Origin of the sequence: Mycobacterium angelicum (assembly GCF_002086155.1) — a bacterium.
Classification (GTDB): domain Bacteria; phylum Actinomycetota; class Actinomycetes; order Mycobacteriales; family Mycobacteriaceae; genus Mycobacterium; species Mycobacterium angelicum.
In genome coordinates this window covers 23,700-30,459 of sequence record NZ_MVHE01000064.1, presented here as the reverse complement: position 1 = coordinate 30,459, position 6,760 = coordinate 23,700, and the positions used below count along the sequence as shown (strand labels likewise).

At 66.9% G+C, this 6,760-nt stretch carries 6 protein-coding genes; 1 reads left to right on the top strand and 5 read right to left on the bottom strand.

Going from position 1 to position 6,760, the window contains the following annotated elements; translation table 11 throughout:
* Positions 1-308: hypothetical protein (locus BST12_RS24115; RefSeq protein WP_083115767.1), on the bottom strand; the 308-nt coding region annotated here is incomplete at its 3' end.
* A gap of 116 nt (positions 309-424) precedes the next feature.
* Positions 425-787, bottom strand: a complete 363-nt coding sequence (locus tag BST12_RS24110) for a hypothetical protein (RefSeq protein ID WP_245850540.1) — start codon at positions 785-787, stop codon at positions 425-427.
* Positions 788-1,421: 634 nt separating this feature from the next.
* Here BST12_RS24110 and BST12_RS34360 point away from each other — a divergent pair.
* A complete protein-coding gene (locus tag BST12_RS34360; protein WP_083115761.1) occupies positions 1,422-3,146 on the top strand; it encodes a PE family protein in 1,725 nt (574 codons plus the stop codon).
* 16 nt (positions 3,147-3,162) lie between these two features.
* Here BST12_RS34360 and BST12_RS24100 read toward each other — a convergent pair whose 3' ends face one another.
* From BST12_RS24100 to BST12_RS24090, 3 genes are read right to left on the bottom strand one after another with little or no spacing between them, the layout of a single operon-like run.
* A complete protein-coding gene (locus BST12_RS24100; protein WP_139801879.1) occupies positions 3,163-4,263 on the bottom strand; it encodes a DUF4185 domain-containing protein in 1,101 nt (366 codons plus the stop codon).
* Positions 4,264-4,283: 20 nt separating this feature from the next.
* The gene (locus tag BST12_RS24095; protein WP_083115759.1) at positions 4,284-5,321 is read right to left on the bottom strand and encodes an aspartate-semialdehyde dehydrogenase; all 1,038 of its coding nucleotides are present in this window, start codon (positions 5,319-5,321) and stop codon (positions 4,284-4,286) included.
* Positions 5,322-6,587 (bottom strand): aspartate kinase, encoded by a 1,266-nt coding sequence (locus BST12_RS24090; protein WP_083115758.1) that lies wholly within the window; start codon positions 6,585-6,587, stop codon positions 5,322-5,324.
* Between the last annotated feature and the right edge of the window lie 173 nt (positions 6,588-6,760).

Below are 6,760 nucleotides of genomic sequence, written 5' to 3'. Positions count from 1 at the left end.
GGCGGGAAGCCGGGGCCCATGCCCGGAGGCGGCGGTCCGGGGAACCGGAATTGCCATCCCGGGCCGCCAGGACCGGGACCGCCGGGCCCGCCGGGCGCGAACATGCCGGGGTGGTGATGGCGGTGGTGGTGACACTTTCCGAACCCGAAGACCATGGCGGTGGCAAAGAACAGCGTTGAGGCGATGAAGAGAATCCCAGCAACGATTACCACCCAGGCGGCGACCCGGTAGAGGCGCGGCGGCTTCTCGTATGCCGGCGGAGGTGGCGCGGTAGCGACGGGTGCTGGGGATTCCGGTGTTTCGCTCATACCTTTGAATATGGCTCAGGCCTGTATGACCGTAAAGGGCCGCGGCGACAACGTTGCCATGAATTGATGAAGCCCGGCGCTCTTACTGAGCACCGGGCCTTCTGGTTGCAGGTACGTTACCGACCGGGCGTCGGCGTGGGGGAAAGTGACGGCGCAACCGACGAGGGAACCTGGCTCGGCCCCGCCGGACTGCCCGGACTGACCGCAGGGGTCTGGTTGGGCATTCCCGAACGGTGGTGCATCATCCCGTGGTGCATGTGGTGCCGGTGGTGATAGCCGCCATGCCCGCTGTGCTTGCCGAGGATGAAGCCAGTGAAGAAGATGACCGCGACGATGAAAACGATGCCGGCGACGATCGCGACCCAGGCGGCTGCTTTGAAAACCCGGAAGGGCCGATGGTCGGCCACTGCCGGCGGTGGTGCTACCGCGGTGGAAGTACGCGCGGTCGGGGTGTCAGAAGTTTCGCTCATGCAATGAATGATGCACCGGCAAACACTAGTCGTGGCTATGCGCTGCTTATGTAGCAGCTGTGAGCTAGAAAGACTGCCCTACCAGGGAATACCGGCAAAACAGGCCTGGCAGCGAATGCGCTGTTGCGAACCTGTTGCGGACGCACTGCGGACGGACCCGACGGCAAAGGAGAAGGGTGATGGCGACTCACACGTGCACTAGGTGCGGGTGTGACGTGAACTGTTCCCAGGGGCATTGGTGGGACAGGCACCCGGCGGCCACAGTCCTCTTCGCGCTACCGGCCGAACACACGCTCGCCGGCGTCTCCTCGTCTACCCGTGGTTCATGGTGGCGCTGACGGTCGGGCGGGAATGCGTGTCCGCCTAGGCGAATACTCGTTACGCATACATACATAGCTTGAATAGCGTAATTCAGGTCAGACCATTTACGCGGTCGGCAGCAAATACAGGCCCTCAAACGCCGTATATAACTGTGATCTATCCCATAGCGGTCCACCGAAACCGCAGGCCGAGCCACATGTTTCAACCGTCGACCATGCCGCGTTGCGAGAAATTGGAACATGCGCTCCAAAGCTTATCGATTTCCGTGCATCATGTCCAAGAAGCCATCTTGCCGCAGCGACGAATTGTTTGGAGAAAGCCGATGTCGTTCCTTAACACGGTACCGGAATACCTGAGTGGAGCGGCGTCGGATCTGGCCGCTATCGGTTCATTACTCGGTGCGGCCAACGCGGCGGCAACCGCACCCACCACCAGCGTGCTGGCCGCCGGAGCCGATGAAGTGTCGGCGGCCATTGCGAGCCTCTTTCGCAGCCACGCCCTGAGCTATCAGGCGTTCAGCGCTAAGACTGAACTATTTCATCGGCAGGTTGTGCAGGGGTTAACCACCAACGCGGGCATGTATGCGGCGGCCGAAGCCGCCAACGCATCGCCGCTACAAACCATTGGGCAAGACATCCTCGGAGCAATCAATGCACCGACGAACTATCTCTATCACCGCCCGCTGATCGCCAACGGCACCGACGGCGCGCCCGGCACCGGAGCTGCCGGCGGGGTCGCCGGCATCTTGTTCGGCAACGGCGGCAACGGTGGATCCGGCGCGCCTGGTCAGAACGGCGGCGCCGGAGGGGCTGCTGGGCTATTCGGCAATGGCGGCAATGGCGGCGCCGGTGGGGCCGCCACCGCCACGGCTGTCGGCGGTACTGGCGGCTTCGGCGGCGCTGCCGGGCTGCTGCTTGGCCAAGGCGGCGCGGGCGGAAACGGCGGGAACTCGTTGACCGCGATGAACGCCGGCGGGGGCGGTAATGGAGGCAATGCCTGGGGGCTGCAGACCATCGGCGGCATAGGCGGCCACGGCGGAAACGGCGGGACCGCTACCACTGGTGAAGGTGGTGGCGGCGGTGCCGGTGGTATCGCAACTGGCCTCCTCTTTGGCGTGGGTGGTGCCGGCGGCACCGGCGGCGCCGGCGGCATCACCGGCGGTCCCGGTGGCACCGGCGGCTTGGCCACGGCCGGCATGTACGGCGTTGGGATCGGCTACGCCCACGGCGGTGCTGGCGGAGCCGCGGGCGCTGCCGCCCTCGCCGGCGGCATCGGTGCTGCGGGCGGCGCCGGGGGTCAGGCCACTTCCACAAACCTGATCGGGATCAACGTCGCCTACGGCGGTGACGGCGGGATGGGCGGGGCCACTACCGGTATTGCGGGTCACGCCCTCCCTGGCGGCGCCGGCGGCGACAGCACCGCCACCGCTCTGATCGGTTTCGACTACGCCCACGGCGGGACTGGGGGGCTCGGCGGCGTGGGTGCCGTCGCCAGAGGCGGCGACGGCGGCGCTGGCGGCGCGTCCTTCTCACCGGTCCTCATCGGGCTGGGCATCAGCCAGGGTGGTACCGGCGCCGCCGGCGGCGCCGGTGCGGGCGGGGGCGGCGCCGGCGGCGCCGGAGGTTACGGCGTCGCGGTGTCGGGTGTGGGCATCGGCGGCGTCGGCGGTGTCGGCGGTGCCTCGACAACTGGGGCCGCCGGCACCGGCGGTATCGGCGGTGACGGTGGCGGCGGTTTCTTTGGTATGGGCGGCGCCGGCGGCAACGGCGGCGCCGCCCATACCGGAGTCGGCGGCAATGGCGGTGCGGGCGGCGGCACCGCAGGGTTCTTGGCCTTCGGCGGAAACGGCGGCAACGCCGGCGGCGGCGTCGGACCCGCCAATGGCGGAAACGGCGGCAACAGCGAAATGTTCTTCGACAGCTGGACCCCTCGAGGGATCTTCAGCAACGGCGGCAACGGGGGCAACGGCGTCAACGGCGGGGCCGGGGGCATCGGTGGCAGTCCCAGCCTGTATGGCGGCGCGCACGGGAAGAACGGGTCACCCTAGCGGCGGGCCGCTGGACTCAGTCCGGCTTGAACGGATTGACCGCGAACTGGATCACCCGATAGGGACCGCTCTGCCGAGCGCGGGTGTCCCACTGGCTGACGAATATCCGCACCTCATCGAGGGTCGATCCGGGCGAGATGTAGCCGCCATAGGGTTGCGCCAGCCGGTTGTCGTACGGCGGCGGCAGGCTTTCGGCCGGCTCGGGCCACTCGTCGTGCTGCACCACCGTGGTCACCGGCGCCGAACCCAACAATGTCGGGTCGTGCGCCACCCGAACCTCCATATCCCCCGTCGTCGCATTGAAGTACGACAGCACGGTCTGGCCGTCGATCTGCCGGATGCTCATCTCGCCGACCAGGTCCGGCCACAGCGGCGTAGGCGGCTTGTTCCAGCCGCCGTTGGGGCCGGCCGCCCAGCCTTGCCACTTGGAACGGTCGGTGAACGCTTCCGGCTTGACTCGGTACAGCACCACGGGTTGGCGACGGGTGAAGCTGTTGGCCGCGATGTACACCCACCCGGTGGGCGAATCGGGCCTGGGCACCGGGTCGTAGTAGCCGCTGATCTGGGTCTGCCGGCCGTCCTGGTAGGTGGCGTCGCGGCGGGAGCCGGGCACGGTTTGCCAGCCGCCTCGGGTCGCGTCCGCCGCCACCAGCCGCGAGTTCTCTGGCTCGAGGTTCTTGGTGGTGGTGACCATCAGGTAGTTGCGACGGTTGATCTGGACCACCCCGGCGGGCAACTGAGAAGTCCCCGGCGGTGTCGGATCGGCCAGCAACGGTTTGTTGATTCCGGTGACGCCGGTATAGCGCACCCCGTCGGGATCGTCGACGGACGCGGTGTCGACATGCAGGGCGACCGGCGCGTACCAGCCGCCGAACCCGACACCCTGACCGGCGAAGCTGTCCCCGCACACCTGCAGCAGCTGGGTCGGGAATTCGACGAACTCGCATAAATCGGTGGCGCCGATACCATAGTCGCCGGTGGCCGTCCCGGTGCCGGCCGTCGGACCGATGCGCAGCACTTGGCCCTCGGCGAGCGGCCGCAGAATCGGCGCCGGCACGGGCGCCGCAGGATCAGCGTGGGCCAGCCAAATCGACTGCGGCGCAAACAAAAACAACAATGACGCGGTAAACCCGCGAATCACAACTGAGCGGCCAGTAACTCGGCGATCTGAATTGTGTTCAGGGCAGCGCCTTTTCGCAGGTTGTCCCCGGAGACGAACAGCGCCAGGCCACGCCCGTCGGGCACACCGGGATCCTGCCGGATGCGCCCGACCAATGACTCGTCGACACCGGCAGCGGCCAATGGCGTTGGCACATCGACCAACTTGACCCCTGGCGCGCCGTCGAGCAGTGCGCGGGCGCAATCCGGCGACAGCGAGCGGGCGAATTCGGCGTTGATGGACAGCGAGTGCCCGGTGAACACCGGCACCCGCACACAGGTGCCGCTGACCAATAGGTCGGGAATGCCGAGGATCTTTCGGCTCTCGGAGCGCAGCTTCTGGTCCTCGTCGGTTTCGCCGGAGTCGTCGTCGACCAACGACCCGGCCAGTGGGACCACGTTAAAGGCAATGGGCGCAACGTATTTGGCCGGTGACGGGAATTCCAGCGCAGCGCCGTCGTGCACCAGCTGCTCGGCGTCGCCGATCACCGCGCGGGCCTGAAGAGCCAGTTCGTCCACCCCGGCCAGGCCGCTGCCGGATACGGCTTGATAGGTCGACGCCACGATTCGAACCAGCTGCGCCTCGTCGTGCAGCACCTTGAGTACCGGCATCGCGGCCATGGTGGTGCAGTTCGGGTTGGCGATAATGCCTTTCGGCCGCCGATGCGCGTCGCGCTCGAAGTTCACCTCGGAGACCACCAATGGCACGTCGGGGTCCTTGCGCCACGCCGACGAGTTGTCGATTACCACCGCGCCGGCGGCCGCGAACCGCAGCGCCTGCACCCGCGACATTTTCGCGCCGGCGGAGAACAACGCGATGTCGAGCCCGGCCGGGTCGGCGGTCTCGGCGTCCTCGACCTCGATCTCCTGACCCCGGAAGCCCAGCTTGCGCCCCTGCGAGCGGGCCGAGGCGAAGAATCGCACCGATTCGGCCGGGAAGTCACGCTCGTCGAGCAGCGTGCGCATCACCTGACCCACCTGACCGGTAGCCCCCACTACCCCTATCGATAAGCCCATTTACCGCCCCGTCCCCGCATACACCGTGGCCTCCTCGTCGCCGCCAAGCCCGAATGCTTCATGCAACGCAACGACGGCCTTATCTAGTTCGGTGTCGCGGCACAGCACCGAGATGCGAATTTCGGAGGTGGAGATCAGTTCGATGTTGACCCCGACCGCGGACAGCGCCTCACAGAAGGTTGCCGTCACACCGGGATGGCTGCGCATGCCCGCACCGATCAGCGACACCTTGCCGATGTGGTCGTCGTAGAGCAGCTGGGTGAAGCCGATCTCGTCGCGCAGCGAATCCAGCTTGGCGACTGCCGTGGGACCGCTGTCGCGCGAGCAGGTGAAGGTGATGTCGGTCTTGCCGTCCTCGACCTTGGAGACGTTCTGCAGCACCATGTCGATGTTCACGTCGGCGTCGGCGACGGCCCGGAACACCTTGGCCGCGTAACCCGGAATGTCCGGGATTCCGACGATGGTCACCTTGGCCTCGCTGCGGTCGTGCGCGACTCCGGTAAGGATGGGGTCTTCCATGGCTATGTCCTTGATCGATCCGACGACGACGGTGCCCAGCCGGTCTGTGTACGACGACCGGACGTGCACCGGAATGTTGTGGCGGCGTGCGTATTCCACGCAGCGCAGCATCAGTACCTTGGCACCGCAGGCCGCCATCTCGAGCATCTCCTCGAAAGTCACCGTGTCCAGCTTTTTGGCGTTGTGCACGATGCGCGGGTCGGCGGTGAAGATGCCGTCCACGTCGGTGTAGATCTCGCAGACGTCGGCGCCCAGTGCGGCGGCCATGGCGACGGCCGTGGTGTCCGAGCCGCCGCGGCCCAGCGTGGTGACGTCGCGGGTGTCCTGGCTGACGCCCTGGAAGCCGGCGACCAGCACGATGCGGCCCTCGTCGAGTGCGGCTTGGAGCCGCCCGGGCGTGACGTCGATGATCTTCGCGTTGCCGTGCGTGCCGGTGGTGATCACCCCGGCCTGCGAACCGGTGAACGAGCGGGCGTGTGCGCCCAGCGATTCGATTGCCATGGCCACCAGCGCGTTGGAGATGCGTTCACCGGCGGTGAGCAGCATGTCCAGTTCCCGGGGAGGCGGGACCGGGCATACCTGCTGAGCCAGGTCCAGCAGATCGTCAGTGGTGTCGCCCATCGCAGAAACGACGACGACCACATCATTGCCCTGCTTCTTGGTCTCGACGATGCGCTCGGCGACGCGGCGGATCCGATCGGCGTCCGCGACCGAGGATCCGCCGTACTTCTGCACGACGAGCGCCACTGTTTCCCTTTCCTACTGGCGTGTAAGTCCACAACAGGATACGGGGCGACGCATCCCTGTCCGCGAGCAAGACCGCAGGGTTTTGGCCGCAGCGCCGATCGCGGTAGAGTTTTACACCGTGCAGCGGGTGCTCCTCCTCGGACGCCGCGACGGGGTCTGATCCAGACCGGCTT

Coding starts and splice junctions, on each gene's coding strand:
- BST12_RS34360 (WP_083115761.1), top strand. CDS start 1,422: ATGTCGTTCCTTAACACGGTACCGGAATACCTGAGTGGAGCGGCGTCG.
- BST12_RS24095 (WP_083115759.1), bottom strand. CDS start 5,321: ATGGGCTTATCGATAGGGGTAGTGGGGGCTACCGGTCAGGTGGGTCAG.